The organism is Vreelandella lutescens (assembly GCF_014640815.1).
Taxonomy (GTDB): Bacteria; Pseudomonadota; Gammaproteobacteria; order Pseudomonadales; family Halomonadaceae; genus Vreelandella; species Vreelandella lutescens.
Map to the genome: position 1 here is coordinate 300869 of NZ_BMHM01000002.1, position 25714 is coordinate 326582.

The window sequence follows — 25714 nt, forward strand, 5'->3', positions numbered from 1 at the left end:
GCACGGCAAAAAGTCTAAAATCTGGAAGATTTTCGACTGAATCGCTACTCATTTTTTGGGCGATCATACTTCGGGATATGGTTATTGGCTCCCTTTTTGGACCGTACTTCTACGGCTCCCCGTAGTTTTCTTACTGCCGGTACTTTTACGCCGTGTGTAGCTTTTCTTCGTGGCTCCGCTGCGTTTGGCGGGGCCTCCGGCTTCGCCTTGGGCGGTTTGTAGGCTGTGGCGCAGCTTGGCCGCGTCGCTTTGGTTTAGTAGGGCGCGTAAGTCTTCCAGCAGCGCGTGTTGGAAGGCGTTGGGATCGTCTTGCTGTTCGGAGATCGCCCGCAGGCGTTGCTCCCAGAGGGCGGTGCGTTCCGGTGTGCTGACGGCACTGGGCAGGGCGGCGATCAGTGCGCCGCCGAGCTTGGTGGCGCGTAGGGCTTTTTGCTGGCGCACTAAGTAGCCGCGCTGCACCAGGGTTTCGATAATGCCTGCGCGGGTGGCTTCGGTGCCCAGGCCGTCGGTGTCGCGCAGGATGCGGCGCACATTTGGGTCGTCCACGTAGCGGCCAATGTTCATCATCGCTTTGATTAAGCTGGCATCGGTGAACGGCTCTGGTGGCCGGGTCTCTTTTTCCTCCACGCCTGCGCCAAGTGCCTGGCAGGCTTCGCCTTGGGTGAGCGGCGGTAGCGGCGGGGTATCTTCGCGGGTGGTGAACAGTGGCTTCCAGCCGGGGTCGAGAATGCTTTGGCCACGAGCGCGGAAGGCTTCATTGAGCAGGGTGAACTCGGCTTTCACTTCAAAGGTGCGCAGCGGGCGGTAGAACTGCGCCATGACGTTGCGCACGATTAGCCGAAACACATGGCCTTCGGTGGCGGAAAGCTGGCTGAAGTCGGCGGGCTTGCCGGTCGGTGCCAAGGCGTGGTGCGCGCCCACCTGCTTATCGTTCCAAGCTTTAGAACGCAGGGTGAAGTCGGCTCCGTTGAGCCACCCGCGTAAGGTGTCGTCATTCTGACAAGCCCCGGAAAGGCTGCGCTGGGCAAGTGCTAGGTGCTCTTCGGGCAGGTAGCGGCAGTCTGAGCGGGGGTAGGTGATCAGCTTGTGCTGCTCATAAAGCCGCTGACAAATATCCAGCACCATCTGCGCGGAAAGCCCAAAGCGGCGGGCGGCATCTACCTGTAAGGCAGAGAGCGAGTAGGGCAGCGGTGGCGCTTGGCGCTTCTCCTGCTGGTCTAATGTGGTGAGCGTGCCGCGTGCGCCGTGTAGTTGAGCGGCTAGGGCGTCCGCAGGCGTGCGGTCAATTAGTCGTCCTTGCTCATCCAGGGGTTGATGCGCTTTGGGAGCCCACCAGGCGCGCAGCTGGCCTTGCGCCACCTGTAAATCCACCCAAAGCGGGTAGAAAGGGTGGGGTTTGAAATCGCGAATGCTGTTGTCTCGCCGCACGATCAGCCCAAGTACCGGGGTTTGTACGCGGCCTACCGAGAGCACGCCATCGTGCCCGGCTTGGCGGCCGGTGAGCGTCCAGGCGCGAGTGAGATTAATGCCATACAGCCAGTCAGCCCGAGAGCGCGCTTGGGCGGCCTGAAACAGTGGCTGAAACTCAGTATTCGGCCGCAGGCTGGCCAGCGCTCGGCTGACCGCTGGGCGGTTAAGGTCGCTAATTAATAGCCGCTGTACCGGGCCACGGTACTTCAAGTGTTCGATCACCTCTTGTACCAGCAGCTGGCCTTCGCGGTCTGGGTCACCAGCGTGCACCACGCTGGTAGCCTGCTTGATCAGTTTACGAATTACCGCTAGCTGGCCACGGGCTTTTGGGCGCGGGGCCAGTTGCCACGTGCCGGGCACAATAGGCAGGCGGTCGAGCCGCCACTGTTTATCAGCGGGGTCGTAGGCTTCCGGCGGGGCTTGCTCGAGCAGGTGGCCTAGGCACCAAGTCACCGTGGTATCGCCGCACACAATCGCCCCTTCCTGACGTTTGCCGCCGCCGGGCAGGGCATCGGCAATGGCACGGGCGAGGCTGGGTTTCTCGGCGATAATCAAACGCATACAGTGTGGCCCTGGCATAGATAGAAAACAGACATTTATGTTAGCAGAACCTTCCCAACCAATAGAGAGTAGGAGTGAAAATTTATACAGGTATAAAAGGTGTCGAACTCATTCTTGATGTATAGTTTTTGTATAAAATTAGTGAATTGAGTAATCTGACACTAAACACTGGGAGGTGAGGTTCATGCGCGAGCGCGGTAGAACACGACGTTTATTTGGGCTGGGTGCCCGTACCGGTGGTGCCCTGTTGAAAACGCGGCTAGGCGGCCAAGCGGATTGGCGGGCGCTGGGTGAGGCGCTGTTTGAAGGGCTTTCTGAATTAAAAGGCCCGGCCATGAAGCTGGCTCAAATTATGTCCCAGTGGGATGACCTGCTGCCGCCGGAACTGGCCAACGAGCTGGCCCGCCTGCAACGCCAGGCTGAACCGATGCCCTGGCCGAAAATTCGTGAGGCGTTAGTGCTGCAGTACGGGGATATCCAAACGCACTTCCGCGAGATTGAAGAGCGCCCCTTTGCCAGCGCTTCGATGGGTCAGGTGCACAAGGCGGTGACCCACGAAGGGGAAACCATCGTGCTTAAAGTGCAGTACCCAGGGCTTGCCGAGGTACTGGAGAGCGACCTTAAGCAAGTAAGGCGCATTATGGGGCTTGGGCGCTGGTTCAAGGTACCTCAGGCGCGGTTGGACGCGTTGTTTGAGGAGCTGGCAGCCGGGCTGCGGGACGAACTGGACTACCACGCCGAGGCCCAGGCGCTGGCCCGCTACCGGGAGCGCTACCAAGATAACCCTGCGCTGGTGATCCCCGAGCCGCTGTTTGAGCTCTCCGGCCAGCACGTTCTGGCCATGCGCTTTGTAGGCGGCACCCCGCTGCGAGATTTAGAGAGCGCGGATGACGCGACCCGCCAAAAAGTGGCCTTAGCGCTGGCGGATTGGATTACCGAAGAGCTGTTTACCTATCGTGAGCTGCACGCTGACCCCCACGCGGGCAATTTCGCCTGCGATGAGCAGGGCCGCCTGGTGATTTACGATTTAGGCGCGGTGATTCCCGTTCCCGAGGGGCGGCTAAAGGCCATGATGCAGCTGCTGGATGCCACCCTGGCCCAAGACCCCATGGCCATGGATGAGGCGCTAATGAAAATGGGCGGCCGCCAGGGCCAAGGCGCGCCGCTGGCGCTGTATCGCGAATCCGCCGAGTGCATTACTCCGCTATTTGCCCCCGGTGAGCAGGATTTCAGCGATGTACGCGTTCATCGCCGCCTGCGGGAGCTCACCCCCAAAGTGTGGGCGGCCATGGATCGCCTTCAGCCCCCGGCAGATACGCTGTTGCTTTCACGAGCGCTCAACGGGCACTACTGGAACTTGGTTCGCTTAAAGGCTCGATTGGATATGCATGGCCGTACCCAGCCGCTGCTTGCCTGGGCACGTGCTGGCTAAACCACCATTGAACCCACCATGACCGCCAGCCATGCTAGACTATTGCGCTTTTTAATCGGTTTTACAGATTTTATAGTCTTGAAGACAGTGGAGACGGCAATGCTGGCGGTATGGGTCGATCAACTGCTGGGATTTGCCTCTGGGGCACTCTCGGCAATCAGGCAGCAAGAACACTACCCCGATTTTATGACGTGGGTACGTGATAAAGGCGCGCAGGCGTTTAATGGCGATGTAGGCACCGCACAGGCGCTAGCGCCCATTTTATGGTCGCAAACTCCCTTGGAACGGCTGGATTTTGCCAGTGAACCTTTGGCGACCCCAGGCCGCAACGAGCCTTGCTGGTGCGATTCCGGTCGTAAATATAAGCAGTGCTGCTACCGCGTCAATTTCCCGACCGACATCCCTGAACAGATGATGTGGATGCTCTCGCTGCGCGAATGGAAGGGGGCCACGCTGAAGGCGGCGTTAGATAGCCAGCAGGCTCCGCCGCAAGCGCTGCTAGAAGCCGGGCTGATTGCCGCAGAGAGTGGACAAACGGGCCGTTCCATGCAGATTCTTGAGTCGCTGTTTGATGGCAGCGACTGGTCGCGCCTACCCGAGCAGGCCGAGCCTGCTTTTGAAATCCTGCTAGATATCTATCAAGAGCGCGGCTTTACCCGCAAGCGTGCTGACCTGTTGGACGATGTGATGGAGCGCGGGCCGCTGTTTTTACGCGGCGTAGCGCTTGAGCGGCTGTGCTTGATGCACCTGGATAACGATGATTTAGACAGCGCCCGTGCGGCGTTCGTCAAAGCTCAGCAGGCGCTGCCCGATTCGCCAACGCTGGCCTACATTGAAGCCATGCTGCTGCTCCATGAAGGTCACGAGAAAGAGGCCAAAGAGCGCGCTAATTTCTGGTATCGCCGCTTGGTTCGCCAAGGGGACCTGGATGAAGATCAGCTTGATTTTCTGGCCGCCCTGGCAGATAACCCAGGCGCGACGCTGGCCGACCAGCTACTCAGTGCTGAAGAGGACATGGCGACGCCCCTGGTCTCGCTTCAGGCGCTGCTAGCAGCGCTGCCCACGGCTCCCAAGCTGGCTATCGAGCAAGATGCCGAGTCTGGCAGGTTGCACTACACCACCACCGCCCGTGAAGAGACGCTGTTTGCCGCATGGCACGAGCAGTTCCAAGTAATGGTGGATGAAGATGTCGCGCTGGGCTTTCGCGATGACCCGTGGGTCAACGCGGTGGAGTGGATGTCGGAACTGTGTGCCCACCCGGAGTGGCTGGATGCGCCGCAAGTGGTGCAAGACCTAACGTTGGCGCTCACCAGCCGTTTTGGTAGCCTGCCGTGGATGGCCCCCAGCTTGCTAGAACCGTTAGCGCTGCGCCTTTCACGCTGGTTGGAGCAGGCCCGCGCCGCAGGCGATGGCAGCCTGTGCTGGGACGACGCCGATAATGCCATGCTGCTGCGCACCGGCTTGGCGCTGGTAGTGGGCATGGAGCGTGGCGCTCGCCAACACTCCCGAGAGCTAGCCGAAGAGCTGCTGGCGATCGACCAAGAAGATAGCCTGGGCTTGAAAGAGCTAGTGCTGGACCAGCTGCTGCGCGATGACCGCAACGAAGAAGCGCTGGCGCTGACCGATGAGCCGCAAAAGGATGACGGTTCGCTAGTGCTGGGGCTGCTGATGGGGCGTACGTTAGCGCTTTATCGCTTGGAGCAGCTGGAAGCTGCTGAAGCAGCACTGGCCGAGGTGATGGCCCATAACCGCCATGCGCTTGAGCTGTTATGTGGTGAGAACCCGCGGCCTTCCATGCCTCATCCTGATGGGCAGGTGGACCCGGGCTCCCGAGCGGAAGCGTGGCAGTACCGTACGCTGATGCGGGACCAGTGGCGCACCACGCCAGGGGCGCTGGATTGGTTAGCCAGCCACCGCTGAGTTGATTATTACTGAAAGCTTTTCGGCTAGTTGCTTGCTTCGTTGGTCGGCGTCGGCACTAGCTGCTTATCTCGGCTTATCCAAATGGCCAGTAAAATGGCGGGTAAGCCGAGCAGCGTGGCCACTACAAAGAACGTAGCGTATCCCTGCGCGCTGACCACGATCCCGCCAAACCCGCTCAGAAATTTCCCCGGTAGCGTCATCAGCGACGAAAACAGCGCGTACTGCGTGGCGGTATAAGCCCGCGAGGTCAAACTCGACAAGAACGCGATAAACACTGCGCTGGCCAGGCCGTTGGCAAGGTTGTCGCCAATAATCGTGACGACCAGCATCGGCACCTGGTTACCGATCAGCGCAAGCACTGCAAACAGCAGGTTGGTGACCATTACCAGCCCGGCACCAAACACCAGCAGCGGGCCAATGCCGTAACGGGCCACCATTAGCCCGCCTAAAATCCCTCCGGTAATGCTCATCGCAATACCAAAAATATTGGTCACGTTAGCAATAGTCGCCAGCGAAAAGCCCAGATCGATATAGAGCGGGTTAGCCATCGATGCCATGGCCAGGTCGCTGATGCGGAAGACGGCAATAAACACCAAAATGCCCATCGCCTTCACCCCATAGCGGCGAAAGAAGTCGGTAAATGGGCACACAATCGCTCCAATCACCCAGGCACCTAAGCGGCGCAGCGTTTTGGGCTTTCCACGGCTGGCGCGAATAAAGGCGCGCACTTTGGGTTCGTGGATTAATTGCACGGTTAATGAGGCGCGCTTGGGTTCTGGGCGAATCAGCACGGTAAGCACGCCAATGCCCACCAGTGCGGCCATGGTCAGGTAAGCCGCGTTCCACGATACCGCCGACGCCACATAAAGTGCACCGGCTCCTGCCGCCAGCAGCCCGCCGCGATAGCCAATAATGTACGTAGAGGCCATCGCCGCCTGCACATCATCATCGGCGGATTCGATACGGTAAGCATCAATGGCGATATCTTGCGTTGCGGAGCCAAAGGCCACCAATAGCGCAAAGGCGGCGACCCAGCCCAGGTTGCCGATAGGATCTACTCCCGCTAGGCCAATGAGCCCGGCGGCAATCATGCCTTGGGCCAGCAGCATCCAGCCTCTGCGTTGGCCAAAGGTGCGCGTTAACAGCGGCAGCGCAAGCCGGTCCACAATCGGGGCCCAGAAGAACTTGATGGAGTAGAGCATGCCAATCCAGGCAAAAAAACCAATGGCCGCGACGTCAACCCCATCGCTGCGTAGCCATGCCGAAAGCGTAGAAAACACCAGTAGAAAAGGCAGGCCAGCGGAAAAACCTAAAAACAGCATGGTAATCACAGGCGCTCGGCAGTAGATACCAAGCGCCGCCAGCCAGCTGCGCTGGGGCGTCGGGGTGGGCATGTAGTGGTGTACTCCAAAAAGAAAACATCGGTGTCAGGGCCCGCTCAAAAACCGGTCGGTGTTAGACTAGGCCTAGGGTTCATGGTCAGCGTTCCATGACAAAGCCGATAGCTTACCGGAGAGGAGTTTTCCATGTCGATTGCCGCCCATCAGGTAGTGACCCTGCACTACGTGCTTAGCGATGTGCTCAGCGATGGCAGTACCCGTGTGCTGGACGACTCCAATGCACGTCAAAAGCCCCTGGAGTATCTGCACGGCCACGACAATATTTTGCCCGGCCTGGAGCGAGATTTGTCCGGCAAGGCCGCAGGCGATGAACTGCGCGTCACGCTGGCCCCCGCCGATGCTTACGGCCTGCGTAATGAAGACTTGGTGCAAGAGGTGAGCCGCGCCTCGTTTGGTGGTGCGGATATCGAACCCGGCAGCCGTTTTCAAACCGAAGGCGAGGCTGGCCCGCAGATCGTCACCGTGCTGAACATCGACGGCGATAACGTGACGGTAGATACCAACCACCCATTGGCGGGCCATACGCTGCGTTATCACGTGAAGATTCTAGACGTTCGTGATGCCACCCGAGCCGAGCTTGCTAAAGGGCACCCGCTGCCGCCTGGCACTGAACATAGCAAAGTAGAAGATCGTAAAGTGCTTTAAGCCAGCCCAAGCCCCCTAAAAACTGACCTGTATCAAGTTCCTGTCCGCCTTTGTGGCGGTCATTTTAAAAGCTTGACCCAGGTCAGTTCCCCCTTTTATGGACGCAGTACGATGGCCCCATACATCACGGCGGGAGGGGAACATCATGTACTGGGACGACGCTGTTATTTTCGGCTTAGCCACTGTCGCACTAGTGATCGCTTTTATGATCGGTTGGGTCGGCTTTGTGATTCGGGATCATCTACGTAAAGACGAACGTAAAAAGTCGTGAACGTGACAATCCCTTAGCCTGAAAAGCTTTAGTCAACCGACTGTGACAGTCGTCAGGGGAGGGGGCTTACATGCATGTGTAAGCTTCCTGTTGCCGGCCCATCGGGCCGGCTTTTTTGTGTCATTTTTTTATAGTGAAAAGTAGCTGCTTATAGTGAAAAGCAGAGCGGTAAGTGTTAACAGACGTTGAAGAGCATTGGCCGTCATGCTCTGGTAAAGTGCGCTAATCAACATAGTGTACTCAACCGAACTAGGAAACTGACCGCTATGAATGCTGTTCTGTCACGCTTGCCCCAGCGCCTTTACTGCGGGGCGCTATCAAAAGCAGCAGTGGTGCTAATAGTCTTACTTGCTGGATGGTGGCCGTTAAATGCGACTGCCCAAGCACTTAGCCTAGTGAATGGGGATTCTACCCAGAAGGTGGCGTTAGGGGATTTACGCGACCGAGCCGATACGACTTTTACAGTATTTGACCCCTACCAGGGCCGTGACGTTGAAATGCGCGGCGTATCGTTTCGTGACTTTTTAATTGAGCATTTTGGTGAGGTGCCACCAACACTGCACTTTACGGCCTGGGATGACTATGAAGTCAGTCTGGGTGGTTGGGATGACCCGAACTGGTATCTGGTGACCATTGAAGATGGCGAACCGCTGACGCTACGCTCTCGGGGGCCCGTTCGGTTAGTAGAGCGGGAATATGAAGGGCGCGATATCGACAATCTGCGCGACTTCAACGACTGGATTTGGATGATTCGTAGCATTGAGGCGCAGTGGTGAGTTCTACCGACCCGAATACGCCTCAAGGCCCGCCACCCCTACGCTTGGGCGTCAGGCGTCTTTTTACATGGTTATCTCTTAGCCTGATGAGTTTTGTTGGGCTGATGGTGCTGATCGTGTATGAAGCTCGCTGGGTGTATCCTGAAATACAGGCGTATTTTAGTCAGACAGGAAACTTGACCGGTCAGCAGTTGGCGACCCGTGCCCGTGGCTATGTGCAACGTGCTCAAGAGGAGCTGATGGTGGCCTCATCGCCGGTTGAGATAAGTGAAGCCAGTCATTGGCTGAATTTAGCCTACGGCCTGTTTGACGTGAATGTCTATCACCAGCATTACGTTTGCACCGCGCCAAGCTTGGCGTTGATAGATGAGTTGGTGTTGCTTATCGACACCCAGCAGCTTGACCCTTTTGATGCGGCCCACGCTCTGTTCATCCCCGTGGATTGTTTAACCAGTATCGAAATGAGTCAACTAGACCGCCGGGGCATGGCCATCAATGACTTCTCAGATAGCACTCGCCGCCATAATCAGGTATTGACCTACTCCAGCCTGCTCATTTTCGTGCTTGGACTACTTTTTTGGGGCCTGCACGAGCGCCAACTGCGGCGCACTGAGCGGGCAACGGCTGAGAAACTGGGTTGGATGGCCCGCGCCATGCGCGACCCGTTAACTGGGATAGGTAACCGCAGCGCGCTCTATCAAGATGTCGTGGCTTATTCGGGCCGTTCCATGGGGTTAATTCTGGTCGATATTGATTTCTTCAAACAATATAACGATGCCTTAGGCCATCCCGAAGGTGACCGCTTGTTACGTCAACTCGCGAGTCTTTTAGAGCGCGCGCTTGGCGAAGAGGCAAGGTTATACCGTTTGGGCGGAGATGAGTTTGCTGCGTTGTTGCCGTGCCCCAATGATCAAGCACTGGCCAAATTTTGTGAGACATTACAGGTGGGGCTTGAGGCGGCGCAGTGTCCACATCCGGCTCACCCGGATAATAAAGGCGTGACGTTAAGCATTGGAGGAGTGCGCTTTGTGGCCGATGCAACATCGTTTGCATCCGCTTATGAAGCGGCCGACAAAGCGCTCTATCAAGTAAAAACCGCTGGGCGAGATGGCTGGCAGGTTACTGCAAGCGCATAACGTCTTCGTACATGGGGGCTAGGCGGCCTAGCATATCGTTGCGTGCTGCCAGCGGTACACCTTCCTCTACCATGGCCGCGTCCAGGTACTCCACTACGCGATTAAAATGCGCATCGGTAATGCCCATGGTTTGGTGGGCGCGGTCCATCGGTGGGCCATCGTACTGGCAGGGGCCGTCGCTGACGTCACAGAGTTGGATCGCCAGCGATGCCGCAAACAGGTCAATATTGCTATTGGCAAAGTAGCTAACGACCTCTTCATCATCGGCAATGCGGTAAAGTAGGTTCTCTACCACGGCGTCAATAGTGGGTTGACCACCCATGCGCTCATACAGCGTGGTCGGCTGCTGATGCTGAGCGCATCCAGTAAGCGCCAGTGTGCCAATCAATGCTCCGACCACCAGCGTGCTGCGTGAAGTGCTTTTCAATGTTTGGGAAAGTCTCATAGGGCGGTTCCTTATACGAGCCTTGTGAAGTGGCAAGAGCGGTTAAAATGCCGCCTGTAGCGAGAGGTAGCCGCCACGTTGGGAGGGTAAGCCGGCAATGTCGCCTAAATCTAGCCACGCCCCGGTGAGTGAAACGTGCTTATTAAAGAAGTAAGCACTGTAGACACTTTGCCAATCCTCTTCGTCCGCGACGCTGAGGTTATCTGGTTTCTGGCGATATTCCGTACCGACTACCCAGTTAGGCGTGACGAAAACCCCGACGCTGCCTTCTGCCATCCAAGCGTGGCCGCCCTGATCACCGCCAAACCCCAGCAGGCCGCCTTGGTTGGCCGAGGTGTTACGCAGAGTGGCGTTAAGCAGTACGTTGCGGCCTAAAAAGGCGTTAAACAGCAGCTTGCTGGCGCTTAGATAAGTATCGGTGCCGTTCACATCATCGGCTCCTAGCGCTGTTGGCACGGTGCCATCTACCAAACGCTTATGCATCACGCCCGCGCTCCACACGCCCAGCGGGTGATACAGCACATCGCCAAACAGGCGCACTTTCGCGCCGTAAATGTCCTGCTCCAGCTCGCCGCCGAGGGTGGAAAGCTCAAAAGTTTGGCGGGCAATGGAGAACTCCATGCGGTCGTGTAAGTTGACGCTGGCCCCAGTCACCGTGAGTTGGTAATCATCTACCCATGCCCGCGTGGCGGCGGCAGTAACGCCTATTTCATCATCGCTTGCCGTGCTGGAAAGCACGGCCCAAGGCGAAAGCCCGCCCCCTGCCGCCCCTTCGATGGCACTGACCGCGCCGGTGCCTAAGATGCGGCTACCTGCCATGCTGGAGGTGGCTGCCAGCAGAGCGCCCAAGGTGGCTGCCGCGGTAATAGCGCGCCGTTTAGATGAGCCGGTGTTGCGCATAGTGTTCCCTTTTTTCATTAGTTAATGGCCACGGCAGAGAGTTGTAACGGCTTGAACTCATCCAGCCAGCCGGTAATGGCATCAGCTGGCATGGGTTTAGCAATCCAGTAGCCTTGTAGATAGTCGCAGCGTAGTTGGCTCAATATTTCCGCACTGGCGCTGTTTTCGACCCCCTCCGCAACAATCTTCAGCCCAAGGTGGTGGCCCATCTCGATCGTCGAGCGAACAATAGTAAGGTCTTCTTGCTGCGTATCGAGTTTCAAGACAAACGACTTATCAATTTTCAGCTCATCTACCGGTAGACGCTTGATCTGTGCAAGCGATGAATAGCCGGTACCGTAGTCATCCACAGCGATTTTGAGCCCCATCTGACTCAGTGCCATCAATGTCTCGGTGGCAGCTTCCACATCCTGCATCACGGCGCTTTCGGTTACTTCCAGTGCGAGCTGGTCAGGCGTCAAGTCGTAGCTCTCGAACAGCTCGCTAATATGCATCGGCAAGCCGGGATCAATGACATCGCTGGCGGAGAGGTTGATCGCCACGGAGAGATGATGGCCTTGGCGTTTCCAGTGATACAGCTGTTCACATACGTGTGCCAGCATCCAATCGGAGAGCAGTCCAATATTGCCAGAACGCTCGGCTAAGCCGATAAACTCATCTGGCGGCACAAACCCAAGGGTGGGGTGTCGCCAGCGCATCAGCGCTTCAAATTGGCAAACACCGCCCGTGGTGGTGTCCACCTTGGGTTGGTAGGCCATCCACAGCTCGCCATTATCCACGGCTTCTTGAAGGTCACGAATGAGCATCAGCTGGCGCAGGTGCTGTTCGTCTTGGCCGTCCACATAACGCTCGTGGCTATGGCGATGACGCCGGGCTTGATCAAGCGCGATATCCGAGCGGCGCAGCAGCAGTTGTGCATTGTCACCATGGGTGGGGTAGCTGACTTCACCCGCAGATAGCGAAGGCATGATTAAGGATTTATCTAGGCTGATGGGTTCGCTGATCTGTTCCATCATGGCTTCGCGCCTACGGCGGTCGAGGTCGGCTTGATCAATCACTAGCATCAGCTCGTCGCCATCCAGTCGATAGGCGTTCATCACGGGAGAGGGCAGGTCTTGCATACGCTTTGCCAAGGTGACTAACAGGTGGTCACCTAGCTCATAGCCAAAGGTGTCGTTGATATCGCGAAAGTCATTAATGGAAAAGCGTAGCAAAGTGAAAGGCTTGCTGGCTTGGATGTAGCACTGTAGATCTTCAAACGCGCTGACTCGGTTGGGCAGGTTAGTCAATAGGTCGTGGCGCGACTGGTGCAGCAGCGTGGCTTCGCGCTTGGCGATATCTTCCTGCATAGAGAGCAGGGTAGCCGCCAACTGATTCGTTTCCTTTACAGAGCTGCCGCTTGAAATATGTTCAATGCGTTCACCTTGACCAATGCGCTTCGCCGCTTGCGCTAGCGCAATCAGCGGTTTACTGATGCTGCGGGCGCTCCACATAGCGACGACGAGCGTCAGCAGCAGCATTAACGCGACAATACTTAACAGCTGCCACTGCAAACGACTGTAAGCGCCCAAAAGCTCATCACGGGAGAGCTGAATGAGCGCAAAGGACTGATACTCTTGGTTGGCCATCAGCGTTGAAGCATAGGAGAGGTAGTCATTATCCAGCGACAGTTTATTGCTCGTGGTATAAGCGCCCTCCATCAACTGATTGCCATTGTCGCTCATTAGGTTTATCGCCAGTTGCTCTTGGTGAGAGCTGGCGAGGTAGCTAATGTTGCCGCTGGCGTTGTAGGTCACAATGCTGATTTCAAGCCCGGTTAACGCATTGATTTCCTCAGTGACGCTTTCATTAATCAGAAACCCCATGCCTACCCAGCCAATCAAATTAGGCGCACGCACCGGTAGCAACACAAACTCGTAGGGTTCCCCGTTATCAATCACAACGCCGACGCCGCTTCCCGTTTGTTGGGCGCGTTGAAATAAGCCTGGAAACGGTATGCTGCTATTTTGCTCATGGTGGCTACTGGCGAGCACGGTACCGTTTAGGTCGCTGAGCATGACCATGTCAGCCTTGGCGCGGTCGCCGTGGTTGGCCAGAACGGAGTACAGGGTCGCTGTATCTTGGGTGGCCACCGCGCTTTTAAAACCAAAATCGTCTGCCAGAATTGCAACGTTTCCTAATAACTGTTCGCCACGGATATCAAGTAACTGTTGGAAGACACGCGCACCTACTTCCAAGCGCTGGTTGCCTTTCGCTAGCGCATCATTTTGCGTGGCACGTAAAAATGCGACGCCTGTGGCCAGTTGTGAAATGATCACAACCGTCAACAGCACTAGCGTTAGACGCGTGCGAAAGCGCATAGCCACCTCGTTTAGTGACTGTGCGTGGCGTTTTGGAAACGCTGCTGCAGAGGCGATAGCGTAGGTGGCTGAGGAGGAATGGCGTTTAGCTCCAGGGCAACGGTTAGGTTGTCGGTGTCGCTGATATCACCTTCCCACCAAACGTTTTGACCATCGTCCATTCGGCTGTGCCATACCCGCATGCGGTGGCGGCCCTCTGGAAGTTCAGGCAGTGCCAGGGTGCCTGCGCTGTCTGTTAGCGCTGCATAGGGCGCATCACTGACGACAATAAAGGCCTGCATTTGATCGTGGATATTGCAGCCAAGCACTACGACGCCTGCTTGATCAAAATGAACGGGTGGCGGGGTTTCACTGAGAAAGAGCTCAAGGTCAAAGGTTTTAGCCGGTGAAAAAGAGAAAACATGGTGTCGCGTGGTGTCCTCGTTAGGGAACGCGACGTAACTTCCAGTGGGTATAGTGGTGACCAGCGGGTTAAACGCCGCATTACGCTGAACAATATTTTTTGTTTGTGTAGCAGGCGGTGTGGCAGGTTCGTAATAGACTTCAATCACCGCATTTTCTAGCGGAAGGCCTGCTGTATCGGTCACGCTTACACTGGCAGCCTGAGCGGGCAGGCTAGCCATGGCGGCTAAACAGCCTAGCGTCCACAGAGTGTGAGTTAAGCGCACGCCTTTACGCGATGTAAGCATGAAGAGTTACCTAAGTAAGTACAGGGGAGGTCAATCATGTAACTATTATGTGGCAAAGTCATGTTTTCGCACTAACGATATACTCACAGAAAGTGAAAAAGAGTAAATAATGGGGAAGTCTGGCGAGGGCTATGGTGTCACTGGTTTGGCGAAGCTAGAGTAGCTTTAGAAACAGTGTTCGTTAACCTGTTTGACGTAACAACCAGGAGACGTGTGATGAGTAACCCTACCGACAACACCAAAGACCTGTTAAGTAAACGCCGTTCTCGCCGCCAAGTGCTGACGAGTCTTGGCTTAGGCGCGGCCGCTCTTTATGTTGCGCCTACCTTACTAACGATGGGTCAAGCGGAGGCCCGTGGGCATCGCCATTCGCGTCCAAGTCGCTCACGCCCCAGCTATTCACGCCCCAGCTATTCTCGACCGCACTATTCGCGCGCTCGCTACTCTCGCCCCGACTACGCTAGAGACCGGCATTATCAACACCGTTATTCCCGTCCGCAGCGTTCACGCTGGGAGCGCGATGGTGTGATTGAAATTCGCTTAAGTCGCGTACTGCCGCGCTGGTAGGGAGTCTGCCATGCCCCGTCATTATCAGGATTACGCGCTCGAAAGTGTTGGGCCGTGTCTTCGCTTAGTGAATGCAAAGGCACTGTTGCCTGTTTTAAAAGCAGCCATGCCGGGCTGGCCAATAACGCCCTGTACGGCTGTGCATGAGCCACCTGATGTGTGCGTGTGGCGGCACCCACAGGGCTATTGGCAGGAAGCGCCCGCCCTGCCGGAAGGCGTGCTATTGGATACCGCCGTGGGTACCGCATGTAGCGTGATTGCAGATGCCGCTGGGGCCTATTTTTATCGCCACCCAGAGCTCGTAGGATTGCATTGTGGCTCGGTGGAAATGGGCGGTAAGCTGGTGATTTTTCCCGATGCGCATCGCGCTGGAAAAAGCACGCTGACGGCGGCGTTTGCGGCGGCCGGGCAGCGTGTGTTTGGTGATGATGTGCTGGCGCTCAACAAGCAGGGGGAAGGTATTTCGCTGGGTGTGGCACCGCGCCTGCGGCTACCGCTGCCTGAGTCGATCTCGCCTATTTTTCAGCAGTTTGTACAAGCGCATCTTGGTCCTCATGATTCCCGCTATGGCTATCTGCGCTTGAATAACAAGCAGTTAGCTGCCCATGGGCAGTGTTGCCCGCTGGGCGCGATTCTATTGATTGACCGCGACGACGCCTTGAGCGAGCCGCAGCTGACCCGTTTGCAGCCGGGTGACGGTTTATGGCAGTTGCTACAGCAAAATTTCGCCGAGCACGAATCTGATCAGGCGCTCATACAGCGCTTCTTGCCGCTGCTTCAGGACTTGCCGTGTTTCTTACTGCGTTATCGTGATGCCTTTGAAGCGGCTCAGTGGCTCACGCAACGCTGGGGCAGTGAACACTTAGAGAGCCTGGCACGTGCCAGCCAGCCCCCTTGCGATACTCCTGAAGTGATACCTGCCCTTGCGCCAACGGATGCGCGCCGGTGGCAAGCCAGTGACGCGGCGTTTGAGTTTCCACTAGGCGATGAGCTATTTGTGATTGCCGAGGAGGGCGGTGCGATTCATCGGCTGAACACCACCAGCCGGGCTGTGTGGGCGCTGTTAAATCACGAGCCGATGGACCTTGAGTCCGTGAGTGACACGCTCGCAGGATTTTTTGCAGACGCAGAGTTTGGGCAGGTTCGCCAAGACATGGCTCAGCTACTCGCGCAGTTCTATCACGCGGGCTTAATTCAAGACGTTAACGCTTAGCGCCAGTGATCTCGCCACGCTTTGAGTACACGCTCTGGGTACCACGTCTTCCCCAGGCTGCCGTTATAGCGGGCGAGTGCCCGAGTGAAGTCGCCTCGTTCGACGGCAAGGTAGTGGGCGAGAATGGTACAGCCATAGCGCAGGTTGCGGTTGGGCTCGGTAAGGTCGTCTACGGGCAGGCCAAGCTCAGCGACCCAAAACGGCATGATCTGCATGAGACCTACCGCGCCAGCGGAGGAGACCGCATCGGCATTAAAGGCGCTCTCTACCTGGATCAATGCAAGTACCAGCTCGGGCGGTAGCCCTGCCAGTCTGGCCTCTTGGTAGAGCCGTGTGAGCAGAGTGTGGCGCTGTTCAGGTGCGGATATAAAGCGGGAGAGTGGCGCATCCATACGGCTGCGCCACTCTTGTAGCTGCCACTGATAGTAGGCTGTCGATTGGCTCGCCGTTTCTAGCGTGGGACGCAGCGGAAGCTCCGCCGCGCTTGGCGTGGCGGACACAGCCATCATAAGGCTACCCACCAACATCCCTGTCACGTGCCGTGGCGACAAACGCCGCCACGGAATGCTTAGCAACACAGGAATGCTCAGCAACATACCTATCGATAACTCAGTGTTAAACCAAGCCTGCCTGCTCGCGCAGAAAATCCACAATCCGATCGGCGGCAATCATCGTTGCTTCGCTGTCGCGACGGCCTTTGTACTCTAGCTCGCCGTTATCCAAGCCACGGTCGCCAATCACTAGGCGGTGCGGTACGCCCATGAGCTCTAGATCAGCAAACTTCACGCCGGGGCGCGTGTCGCGGTCGTCCAGCAGGACGTCTAAACCAGCGGCGGTGAGCGTTTGGTACAGGCGCTCAGACTCTTCACGTACGCGCTGGGATTTGTGAGCATTCATTGGTACCAGGGCGACCTGAAACGGCGCGATGGCGTTGGGCCAAATAATGCCGGCATCATCGTGGTTCTGCTCGATGGCTGCCGCGACCACACGGGTCACGCCAATACCGTAGCAGCCCATCCATGGATGGCTGGTTTTGCCGTTGTCGCCTAGTACGCTGGCATTCATTGCCTGAGAGTACTTTTGACCCAGCTGGAACACGTGACCGACTTCGATGCCGCGCTTGATCGAGAGCGTGCCTTGGCCATCGGGTGACGGGTCGCCTTCCACCACGTTGCGTAGGTCAGCTACCTGCGGCAGGGCAGCATCACGCTCCCAGTTGATGCCGAAGTAGTGCTTGCCATCGACATTCGCACCCGCGCCGAAGTCGCTCATTAAGGCAACGCTGCGGTCAATGATGATCGGCATTTCTAAACCGACCGGGCCTAAAGAGCCCGGGCCTGCACCCACGGCGGCACGAATTTCCTCTTCGCTGGCCATGGTTAGCGGGGCTTTTACCTGAGGCAGGTTTTCCGCTTTCACTTCGTTGAGTTCGTGGTCGCCGCGAACCAGCAGCGCAATGAGGCCGCCTTCCGCCGCGTGAACCATCAGCGTTTTGACGGTTTTCTCAATGGGCAGCTTGAACTGCTCTACCAGCGTGGCGATGGTTTTGGCATCCGGTGTATCAACCAAACGCATCTCTTCGCTGGGGGCAGCGCGCTCGGCGTTGCTGCCCAGCGGCGCGGGCAGCGCTTCGGCTTTCTCGATATTGGCGGCGTAATCGGACGCATTGGAGAACACGATATCGTCTTCGCCGGAGTCGGCCAGCACGTGGAATTCATGAGAGCCCGTGCCACCAATGGAGCCGTTATCGGCAATGACCGGGCGGAAGTCGAGGCCCAGGCGCGTGAAAATGCGCGAATAGGCGTCGTACATGCCTTGGTAGGTCTCTTTGAGAGAGGCTTCGTCCAGATGGAAGGAGTAGGCATCTTTCATGATGAATTCCCGCGAGCGCATCACGCCAAAACGTGGACGAATTTCATCACGGAACTTGGTTTGAATCTGGTAGAAGTTCACCGGCAGCTGCTTGTAGCTGGCGATCTCTTTGCGCACTAGATCAGTGATGACTTCTTCATGGGTGGGGCCCACGCAGTAGTCGCGGTCATGGCGATCTTTTAAACGCAGTAGCTCTGGGCCGTACTGTTCCCAGCGGCCAGACTCTTGCCACAGGTCGGCGGGTTGAACGGCGGGCATCAATACTTCTTGAGCACCGGCGCGGTTCATCTCTTCACGCACAATCGCTTCGACTTTGCGCAGGGTGCGCAGCCCCAGAGGCAGCCAGGTATACAGGCCCGAGGTGAGACGGCGGATCATCCCGGCGCGCAGCATTAACTGGTGGCTGATAACTTCAGCGTCGGCCGGGGTTTCTTTTAATGTCGCAATCAATAATTGGCTGGCGCGCATGGGCGTGAGCATTCCTTGGTTGGTAGGGGTGATGCTGGATCGTTGTGTCGAACGTAGCGCTTAATTGAGCGTTGAATCCGGCATTGTACGGCTAAGCGGGTAAGGCGGCAAAATCCAACATCAGCAGTCAAGCGTGTGCTGTTCTTGAAGTGTGCTAGAATCAAGCGGCATTTGATTCGATAGTCGCTGATTTGAACACAACAAACACGACAGCATCGGCTATCGGTACGTTAAGATTTCGAGGGAACCTCCATGCAGCAAGCAGTTCGCCGTTGGTTAACGGGGGCCGTTGTAGGTGTCTCCATTGTGGCATTAAGCGGTTGCGGTACCATGTTCTACCCGGAGCGTAAGGGGCAGTTGAGCGGTGATGTAGACCCGGTAGTGGCGATTGCCAATGGCGTGGGTCTGCTGTTTTTCATCGTTCCAGGGGTGATTGCCTACGCCGTGGATTTCTCTAATGGCACTATCTATCTTCCCAGCGCGAGTAGCGCCTCGGTAGATATTCACCACTTAGACGACGCTATGGATGTGGCTTCCTTAGAGAAGCTACTGTCAGATAAGGCCGGCCAACCGGTTAGCTTGGAGAACGAGCTGCTGGTGATTGAAGAGATGGATAGCCTGGATGAAGCGCTGGCGATGGTGCGTATGTCCGGCGTATTGGATGAAGAGCGCTTGGCCACGATGTAATCGGCCGGTGTTGTTATCAGAACTGTTGTTATCAGAACGTATGCTCTGAACGCCCCTGGCAGGTCAACCTGCCAGGGGCGTTTGCTTATTGCCGCACCGCTTTTTACGTTTTTGCTTTCATTGTGGTTATTTTCAAGACGGCTAAGCCAGCCACTAGGCCCCAAAAGGCTCCCCCGATCCCCAACAGCGTAATGCCCGAACCGGTCAGCAAAAAGGTCACGATGGCCGCATCGCGCTGTTCGCTTTTTTCAAATGCGCCCGCTAAACCGCCGCCTAGAGTACCCAGTAGCGCAATACCTGCCAGTGCCATCACTAATATACTGGGTAGGGCATTGAAGATGCCGGTGACCGTGGCACCGAAGACGCCCATCGCGATATAAAAAACGCCAGCGGCCACGCCCGCGGTATAACGCTTTTGAGGATTTGGGTGGGCATCAGGGCCCATGCACACGGCGGCGCTGATAGCGGCCATATTGAGCGCGTAACCACCAAACGGTGCGAGCAGCAGCGTAGCGCCGCCTGTCCAGGCGATTAGCGGCGAGCTGTTGGGCCGGTAGCCTGCTGCCCGCAGCACCGCCACGCCAGGCAGGTTCTGAGTCGCCATAGTGATCACAAATAGCGGTACGCCGATGCTGAGCAGCGTCATGGGGTTAAATACAGGGTCAGTAAACACAGGCAGCGTGGGCGCTAGTGGGATCCCCTGCGTGCTGATTTGCCCTTGTAGAACGGCAATTGCCACGCCAGTCATTAGCACGCCGGGTACCGCGAGCGTCGGCCATAAGCGCCTGCCTGCTACCCAGGCGGCCAGCATGGTAAGCGGCAGCAGCCACTGATGCTCCATCACGTTAAAGAGATCCAGCCCAAAGCGCAGCAGAATACCGGCCAGCATGGCGGAGGCAATGGCGCTGGGGATGTGGCGCATCAAGCGCTCAAACAGCCCCGTGACACCGCAAAGAGTGATCAGTAGCGCTGAAAACAAAAATGCCCCAATGGCTTCTTCGATGGGAATGCCGGGAAGGCTCGTCGCCAGAAACGCCGCCCCCGGTGTCGACCACGCCGTTAACAGCGGCATCCGGTAGCGCAGCGATAGCCCCAGCGATGTCATACCCATCCCAATGCCCAGCGCCCAAAGCCATGAGCTAATTTGTGCGGTGCTGGCACCGGCGGCTGCTGCGGCTTGGAAGATAATTGCCGCTGAACTGGTATAGCCAATGACCACAGCGACGAAACCCGCGATGACGGTAGAAAGGCTGATATCGCGCCATAGGCTAGGCGAAACCGAATCTTGGTAGGTAGATGGCGCTTCCATGGGTAGCCTCTCGCTGGCTGTGGTGGCAAGATGTGCGTTATAGCGCACGTTCGTCACCATACCATTGTGCGTTATAGCGCACAATGGGTTGCGGTAGGGTTTGTAATAGCACTTGTGACAGGGCTTGTAACAGGGCTTGTGACAGGGCGTGAAACAGGAGAATAGAATGGCCAGCGAACCACATACGATTGCTGAACATATTGCGGGTACGGTAAGGCAACTGCGTAAGGAGCGCGGCTGGAGCCTGGACAGAGCGGCCGGTGAAACCGGGGTAAGTAAAGCCATGTTGGGTCAGATAGAGCGCGGGGAGTCTAGCCCGACAGTCTCGACGCTCTGGAAGATTGCCAGCGGTTTTCGGGTGTCGTTTTCGACCTTATTTGATAGTAATAAACCTGCATTAGGGGAACTGCACCGAGACGGCTGGGAGTCGGTGTGGGGCGACGACAGTGCGGGTATGCAGGCGCGACTGCTGTTTCCCTACGACCCGCTGCTGGGCTTCGAGATGTTCATGATCGAGCTCGCTCCTGGCGCGCTTAGTGAATCGTCGGCGCATGCCAGCGGGGTGGTGGAGCACATTGTGGTCATTGAAGGCGAGATGGAGCTGCGCATTGATGAGCGCTGGCAAACATTGAGAGCAGGCGAGGGGCTGCGCTTTTTTGCCGATAGGCCCCACACCATGCGCAATAACACCGCGACCCGGTTACGTTTTCACGATGTCATCCACTACTTGCCTGGGGCGGCTTCTGGCACCTGAGCGCGCAGCCAGTTGAGCTCGTCGGCCCAGATCTCGGGCTCGATGGTTTCTAGTATCATCGGGATGCCGTGAATGCGCTCGTCCTGCATGATGGTGCTAAAGGCATCCAGCCCAATATTGCCTTTGCCCAGGCTATGATGGCGGTCGACGCGGCTGGCAAAGGCGCTTTTGGCATCGTTTAAATGCATGCCGCGCAAATACTCAAAACCTACGACGTTACCAAGCTCATCCAGGGAGGCCTGCGTCGCTTCGCGGGTGTGGAGATCGTACCCGGCAGCGAAGGCGTGGCAGGTATCAATACATACGCCCACCCGAGATTTATCGTCCACTTGAGCGATAATCTCGGCCAAGTGCTCAAAACGCCAGCCGAGGTTGGTGCCTTGGCCCGCGGTGTTTTCGATCACTGCGGTCACGCCACGGGTGGCCGCCAGTGCTTCATTGATGGAGTCAGCAATGCGCGATAGGCACTCGGCTTCGCTGATCTTGTTCAGATGGCTGCCGGGATGGAAGTTAAGCAGCGTCAGCCCTAACTGTTCGCAACGCTGCATCTCATCGAGAAACGCCGCGCGGGACTTGGCGAGCCCCTCAGCCTCTGGGTGTCCCAGATTAATTAAATAGCTGTCGTGGGGCAGAATCTGCTCAGGGCCAAAGCCGTGTTTTTTGCAGGCCTGCTTGAACGCTGCAATGGCCTCGTCCGTCAGCGGTTTTCCCTTCCACTGACGCTGATTTTTAGTGAACAAAGCAAATGCCGTTGCACCAATTTCAACAGCACGCAGGACGGCCTGGTCAGCACCGCCCGCCGCGCTCACATGGGCACCTAGATAGTTCATTGTTTCCCTTTAAAAGCAGGTTAAGCAGACTGGCCGTTACGTCGGCGGTTATCTAAGTAGCGCTTAAAAGCGGCTGGCTCATCGGTAATGGCGCTGGCAATGCCCCAGGCCCAGCGGCTATCAAACGCGCTGGGGTCGTTGGCGGTGTAGCAGAGTATTTGGTAGCCATCGCGACACATGGCAGCCGCTTGTGTCTGTTTGAGCCGTGGCCAGTGGGGATGAATACTGTATGCCTCGACCGCTTCGCACTGCTCCCGCCAGTTTTTGGGTACACCGCCAAACAGCGCACCTAACGCCAAGGCCTCTTTGGGGGCGTGGCGGCGGCACTGGGCAAGGGCGACTGGATCAAACGAAGAGATCACCAGCCGTTCAGGAGGCAGGGCCTCCAAAACGGCAGGCAGTACGACATCGACTAAGCGGATAGGGTCACGCCCTTTGTTCACCTTAATTTCCAGGTTAACGCCCATCTCCAGTTCGTTCAGCAGGGCGAGCATGGCTTCCAGGCTGGCCATTTTTTCACCCGCGAAGCGATCACCGAACCAATGGCCCACATCTAACTGCTGAGCCTGCTGCCATGTGAGGCTGGCAAGCTCTCCCCGGCCATCTGAACAGCGGCTAACATCGCTGTCGTGCCAGATGACGGGCGTATCATCGTTGAGTAACTGCACATCCAACTCTACCCAAGTGGCACCGGCTTGATGTGCCGCACGCACTGCTGTCAGGGTGTTTTCAGGGGCTGCCGCGGAATAGCCACGATGGGCAATAAGCGTAGGAACAGAGATAGCAGGATGGGTCATAGCCAGTCCGTTGAGTAGTTACTGATCAGCGTTCATAAAAAACAATGAGCATAGTTTAGCATGCAGCTGTGACAGCGGTGTGTCGGCTTAGCGGGCTAATCACTTGATTTAAAGCCCGCAACGCGGTTGGATAGCGCGCAGGGTATGTCCAATAATTAATAACAGGAGTCTCATTAATGTCTAAGCGTATCCAGTTTTCTAAGACCGGTGGTGCCGAGGTGTTGGAGTGGGTGGATGTTGAACCTGCCGCCCCTGCTGCCGGTGAAGTGCGCATCGCCAATAAAGCGGTGGGCCTTAACTTTATCGATATTTACTTTCGTACAGGGCTGTACCCGGCACCCTCCATGCCTTCTGGGTTAGGAACGGAAGGCGCAGGTGTAGTAGATGCCGTAGGTGAGGGCGTCACGCACCTTCAAGTGGGGGATCGTGTCGCGTATGCCCAAGGCCCGCTGGGTGCTTACGCCGAGCTGCATACGCTGCCTGCGTCTAAAGTCGTCAAGCTGCCGGACTTTATCGATTTCGACACCGCCGCTGCCAGCATGCTGAAAGGCTTGACGGTGCAGTACCTGCTGCGCCAAACCTATGAGCTTAAAGGCGGTGAGACCATTCTGTTTCACGCAGCCGCCGGTGGCGTTGGCTCGATTGCCTGCCAGTGGGCCAAGGCGCTCGGCGTTAAGCTGATTGGCACGGTTAGCTCGCAAGAAAAAGCCGACCTCGCCATGGCCAACGGTGCGTGGGCGACCATCAACTACACCGAAGAGAACGTGGTAGAGCGGGTACGCGAGCTGACCAATGGCGAGATGTGCGACGTGGTATACGACTCAGTAGGCAAAGACACCTGGGAAATGTCGCTGGACTGCTTGAAGCCCCGCTCGCTGATGGTGAGCTTTGGCAACGCTTCGGGCCCTGTTGATGGCGTGAATATCGGCATTTTGAACCAAAAAGGGGCGCTATTTGTAACCCGCCCGAGCCTGAACGGCTACGCCGACACCCGCGAACGTCTTGAGATGATGTGCGAAGAGTTTTTCGCCATGATCGAAAGCGGCAAAATCCACATCGACGTGGCCAACCGCTACCCGTTGCAAGACGCAGGCAAGGCTCAAGATGCGCTACAGAGCCGTAAAACCACCGGTTCTACTATTTTATTGCCGTGATGGTGTTACGAGAGATGATCGGAATCATCCCGTAGCGGGGGTCTTTCGCCATGGATGGCGAAAGTAGCGTCCATGGAGGGATTCACAGCGCCCCCGCCTGGGGTTGTTCCGGTCTGATGACATTACCGACTGTTTAGACAATCTCTACATACGCTCCCAGCTGACGCATTCGGCTCTCAAAGCTTGCCACGTTTTCGACAAGCTGGTCGGGGCCGAATGCGACGCACTCTGCCAAAATCGCTTCGCTGAGAGTAATGGCTGCCAATAACGACGGAAAAAAGTGCGGCGTGGCGTTGGCGACGGTAAACGTAACGCTGGCACCCGGCACGAGCGGCGAGCGCAGCGTATCGGTAATCACAATCGCCTGCACGCCGTTGGCGCGAGTAATCTCCAGCGCTTTAACCGTCTCGGCGCAGTAGGGTTCAAACCCAAACGCCACTACCACATCCTGCTCGTTGAACGGTGCCAGTTCCGTTAGCAAGCCACCTTCTTGGCCGCGAATCAGCGTCACCTCAGGCATCGCGATGCGCCCCACATAAGCAAAGTGGTAAGCGCAGGCAAACGTATCGCGAAACCCCACCACCGCTATCCGCCTTGCCTTCAGCATACGCTCGGCGGCCTCTTTCACCCGTGTTTGATTATCCGCGGTGAAAAGTTTCCCAATATTGTCGAAGGCCGCATCGCCCACCTCCACAAACAGCGCTGCTTCTGGGTTTCTATGCTGATGCTTTAATTTGCTGGCACGGCCAGAGAGCTCCACCGGCGCTGATTGCACCGCCGATTGGAAGACTTCTCGAAACGGTTCATAGCTCTCAAACCCAAGCCGCTTGGCCAGCCGCACTAGAGTGGAAGGCGTGACCGACGCTGCCTGAGCGGTTTTACGAATCGACTGAAACGCCATCTCCATGGGGTGTTCCAGCACATAGCTGGCAGCCCGCTTTAACTGTGGGCTAAGCGCTGAGTAGTGCTCGGCAAGCTGCTGGTTAATGCTATCCAGGCCTGTTGTAGCCCCGCTATCGGTATCTGGCATGGCCACCGACTCCTTTCAAATAAAACATTTGTGCCAATGATAAATGTTTTTGTCACAGATGTATTGACGCCCTGGATCGCCATAGCCTATCGTTCAAAAAATACATTTGTTCCTTTATATTTTTTAAAAAAGAACAAACGTTTCTTTTTTCGTGCCACTCCCCACACAGAAGGTTAGAAACGCACCATGTCTGCCGATGCTACTGCGCTGCCACGTTACGAAACGCTGCTGGTTTCTTTCGATGCTCATGTCTTGACGATTCGATTCAATCGACCAGAGCGTTTAAATGCGGTGATCGAAACGCTCTACCGTGAGCTACTAGAAGCGTTGCGGTGGGCCCAACAATCGCCACAGGTGAGGGCGGTCGTGCTAACCGGCGAAGGGCGCGCGTTTTGTGTCGGTGCCGATATGAAGGCCCACGGCAGCGCTAAGCGCACGCTGTTTCAGCGCCGTGCGTACTTGCAGCTAGGTAACGACGTATGTGAGGCCATTACCGAACTCAGTAAGCCGGTGGTGGCAGCCGTTAACGGCTATGCGCTGGGAGCAGGCGCGGAAATGGCGGTTTCCTGTGATTTTATCGTGATGGCTGACGAAGCGCAGATCGGCTTTCCAGAAACCAGTATTGGCACCTGCGTGGGCGGCGGCGTTTCCAAACTGCTGCCTCAACTGGTGGGGCTCACCCAGGCCCGGCGCTTGCTCTATTTAGGCGACAAACTGCATGGGCCAGAAGCCGCCAGCATTGGCTTATCGCTGGCAAGCCACCCCCAAGCGCAGTTGATGGCCGAAGCCCAAGTGCTTGCTGATCGGCTTGCCAAGCAGGCACCGGTTTCCATGGCGATGTTAAAACCGCTGGTCAACCGCAGCGCCCATACCAGTATGGAAAGCCAGCTGCAGCAGGAGCTAGACGCAGTGTTTACCTGTTCCACCACCGAGGACTGGAAAGAGGGGGTGGATGCCTTTGCTGAGCGGCGAGCGCCGAACTTTCAGGGCCAATAATCTCATGCTTCAACCTCAGGAATTAGGTC

The 25714-nt window shown here is 56.8% G+C and carries 24 protein-coding genes; 12 read left to right on the forward strand and 12 right to left on the reverse strand.

From position 1 onward, the window contains the following. Positions 1-81: 81 nt before the first annotated feature. Positions 82-2031, reverse strand: a complete 1950-nt coding sequence (locus tag IEW65_RS05685) for a DNA topoisomerase III (protein WP_188638524.1) — start codon at positions 2029-2031, stop codon at positions 82-84. A 184-nt stretch (positions 2032-2215) separates the two neighbouring features. Here IEW65_RS05685 and IEW65_RS05690 point away from each other — a divergent pair, with 184 nt between their 5' ends. Together IEW65_RS05690 and IEW65_RS05695 are read left to right on the forward strand one after the other, a co-directional pair. Next, positions 2216-3463, forward strand: coding sequence for an ABC1 kinase family protein (locus tag IEW65_RS05690; protein WP_188638525.1), 1248 nt, complete (start codon positions 2216-2218; stop codon positions 3461-3463). A gap of 99 nt (positions 3464-3562) precedes the next feature. After that, entirely contained in the window at positions 3563-5383 is a 1821-nt protein-coding gene (locus IEW65_RS05695) for an SEC-C domain-containing protein (RefSeq protein ID WP_188638526.1), read from the forward strand. 26 nt (positions 5384-5409) lie between these two features. On the opposite strand, the gene IEW65_RS05700 is transcribed toward IEW65_RS05695, so the two are convergent. Beyond that, complete coding sequence (locus tag IEW65_RS05700; protein WP_188638527.1) at positions 5410-6780, reverse strand: AmpG family muropeptide MFS transporter; 1371 nt, start codon at positions 6778-6780, stop codon at positions 5410-5412. A 132-nt stretch (positions 6781-6912) separates the two neighbouring features. Here IEW65_RS05700 and IEW65_RS05705 point away from each other — a divergent pair, with 132 nt between their 5' ends. The 4 genes from IEW65_RS05705 (at position 6913) to IEW65_RS05715 (ending at position 9614) form a co-directional block, all read left to right on the forward strand. Beyond that, positions 6913-7431, forward strand: coding sequence for an FKBP-type peptidyl-prolyl cis-trans isomerase (locus IEW65_RS05705; RefSeq protein WP_188638528.1), 519 nt, complete (start codon positions 6913-6915; stop codon positions 7429-7431). A 145-nt stretch (positions 7432-7576) separates the two neighbouring features. After that, the gene (gene ccoM, locus IEW65_RS17150; protein ID WP_268234703.1) at positions 7577-7702 is read left to right on the forward strand and encodes a cytochrome c oxidase subunit CcoM; all 126 of its coding nucleotides are present in this window, start codon (positions 7577-7579) and stop codon (positions 7700-7702) included. A gap of 266 nt (positions 7703-7968) precedes the next feature. After that, entirely contained in the window at positions 7969-8478 is a 510-nt protein-coding gene (locus IEW65_RS17090; protein WP_229755483.1) for a hypothetical protein, read from the forward strand. Continuing rightward, a complete protein-coding gene (locus IEW65_RS05715) occupies positions 8475-9614 on the forward strand; it encodes a GGDEF domain-containing protein (RefSeq protein WP_229755484.1) in 1140 nt (379 codons plus the stop codon). Before IEW65_RS17090 ends, IEW65_RS05715 begins: the two co-directional genes overlap by 4 nt. Here IEW65_RS05715 and IEW65_RS05720 read toward each other — a convergent pair. Genes IEW65_RS05720 through IEW65_RS05735 form a run of 4 tightly spaced genes read right to left on the reverse strand, consistent with a single transcriptional unit; the run spans position 9598 to position 14008 of the window. Then, on the reverse strand, positions 9598-10059 hold the full coding sequence (locus IEW65_RS05720) for a group I truncated hemoglobin (RefSeq protein ID WP_188638529.1): 462 nt from the start codon (positions 10057-10059) through the stop codon (positions 9598-9600). The genes IEW65_RS05715 and IEW65_RS05720 overlap by 17 nt on opposite strands. 42 nt (positions 10060-10101) lie before the next feature. After that, positions 10102-10959: a DUF3034 family protein gene (locus tag IEW65_RS05725; RefSeq protein ID WP_188638530.1), complete on the reverse strand. Its 858-nt coding sequence runs from the start codon at positions 10957-10959 to the stop codon at positions 10102-10104. Between the two features lie 17 nt (positions 10960-10976). Next, a complete protein-coding gene (locus IEW65_RS05730) occupies positions 10977-13319 on the reverse strand; it encodes a bifunctional diguanylate cyclase/phosphodiesterase (protein WP_188638531.1) in 2343 nt (780 codons plus the stop codon). A gap of 11 nt (positions 13320-13330) precedes the next feature. After that, positions 13331-14008, reverse strand: a complete 678-nt coding sequence (locus IEW65_RS05735) for a cupredoxin domain-containing protein (protein WP_188638532.1) — start codon at positions 14006-14008, stop codon at positions 13331-13333. A 216-nt stretch (positions 14009-14224) separates the two neighbouring features. On the opposite strand from IEW65_RS05735, the gene IEW65_RS05740 reads away from it, so the two are divergent. Both IEW65_RS05740 and IEW65_RS05745 read left to right on the forward strand, forming a co-directional pair. Beyond that, positions 14225-14575: a hypothetical protein gene (locus tag IEW65_RS05740; protein ID WP_188638533.1), complete on the forward strand. Its 351-nt coding sequence runs from the start codon at positions 14225-14227 to the stop codon at positions 14573-14575. A 10-nt stretch (positions 14576-14585) separates the two neighbouring features. Further along, on the forward strand, positions 14586-15788 hold the full coding sequence (locus IEW65_RS05745) for a PqqD family protein (RefSeq protein WP_188638534.1): 1203 nt from the start codon (positions 14586-14588) through the stop codon (positions 15786-15788). Here the strand turns inward: IEW65_RS05745 and IEW65_RS05750 are convergent. Then, positions 15785-16297, reverse strand: a complete 513-nt coding sequence (locus IEW65_RS05750) for a lytic transglycosylase domain-containing protein (protein WP_229755485.1) — start codon at positions 16295-16297, stop codon at positions 15785-15787. The genes IEW65_RS05745 and IEW65_RS05750 overlap by 4 nt on opposite strands. Positions 16298-16403: 106 nt before the next feature. Further along, a complete protein-coding gene (locus IEW65_RS05755) occupies positions 16404-18128 on the reverse strand; it encodes a proline--tRNA ligase (protein WP_188638535.1) in 1725 nt (574 codons plus the stop codon). Positions 18129-18380: 252 nt separating this feature from the next. On the opposite strand from IEW65_RS05755, the gene IEW65_RS05760 reads away from it, so the two are divergent. Next, on the forward strand, positions 18381-18815 hold the full coding sequence (locus tag IEW65_RS05760) for a hypothetical protein (RefSeq protein WP_054641308.1): 435 nt from the start codon (positions 18381-18383) through the stop codon (positions 18813-18815). Positions 18816-18918: 103 nt separating this feature from the next. Here IEW65_RS05760 and IEW65_RS05765 read toward each other — a convergent pair whose 3' ends face one another. Continuing rightward, positions 18919-20124, reverse strand: a complete 1206-nt coding sequence (locus IEW65_RS05765) for a benzoate/H(+) symporter BenE family transporter (protein WP_229755499.1) — start codon at positions 20122-20124, stop codon at positions 18919-18921. 166 nt (positions 20125-20290) lie between these two features. Between IEW65_RS05765 and IEW65_RS05770 the strand changes: the two genes are divergently transcribed. After that, on the forward strand, positions 20291-20878 hold the full coding sequence (locus tag IEW65_RS05770) for a helix-turn-helix domain-containing protein (protein WP_188638536.1): 588 nt from the start codon (positions 20291-20293) through the stop codon (positions 20876-20878). Here IEW65_RS05770 and nfo read toward each other — a convergent pair. Both nfo and IEW65_RS05780 read right to left on the reverse strand, forming a co-directional pair. Beyond that, entirely contained in the window at positions 20848-21708 is an 861-nt protein-coding gene (nfo, locus tag IEW65_RS05775; RefSeq protein ID WP_188638537.1) for a deoxyribonuclease IV, read from the reverse strand. The genes IEW65_RS05770 and nfo overlap by 31 nt on opposite strands. Before the next feature lie 20 nt (positions 21709-21728). Then, positions 21729-22505 carry a glycerophosphodiester phosphodiesterase family protein gene (locus IEW65_RS05780; protein WP_188638538.1) on the reverse strand — a complete coding sequence of 259 codons (777 nt, stop codon included), beginning with the start codon at positions 22503-22505 and terminating at the stop codon, positions 21729-21731. A 176-nt stretch (positions 22506-22681) separates the two neighbouring features. Between IEW65_RS05780 and IEW65_RS05785 the strand changes: the two genes are divergently transcribed. Further along, a complete protein-coding gene (locus IEW65_RS05785; RefSeq protein WP_188638539.1) occupies positions 22682-23659 on the forward strand; it encodes an NADPH:quinone reductase in 978 nt (325 codons plus the stop codon). Between the two features lie 133 nt (positions 23660-23792). Here the strand turns inward: IEW65_RS05785 and IEW65_RS05790 are convergent, their stop codons facing one another. Continuing rightward, positions 23793-24689, reverse strand: a complete 897-nt coding sequence (locus IEW65_RS05790) for a MurR/RpiR family transcriptional regulator (protein WP_188638540.1) — start codon at positions 24687-24689, stop codon at positions 23793-23795. A gap of 186 nt (positions 24690-24875) precedes the next feature. On the opposite strand from IEW65_RS05790, the gene IEW65_RS05795 reads away from it, so the two are divergent. Further along, positions 24876-25685, forward strand: a complete 810-nt coding sequence (locus IEW65_RS05795) for an enoyl-CoA hydratase/isomerase family protein (protein ID WP_188638541.1) — start codon at positions 24876-24878, stop codon at positions 25683-25685. The last annotated feature ends 29 nt before the right edge of the window (positions 25686-25714 follow it).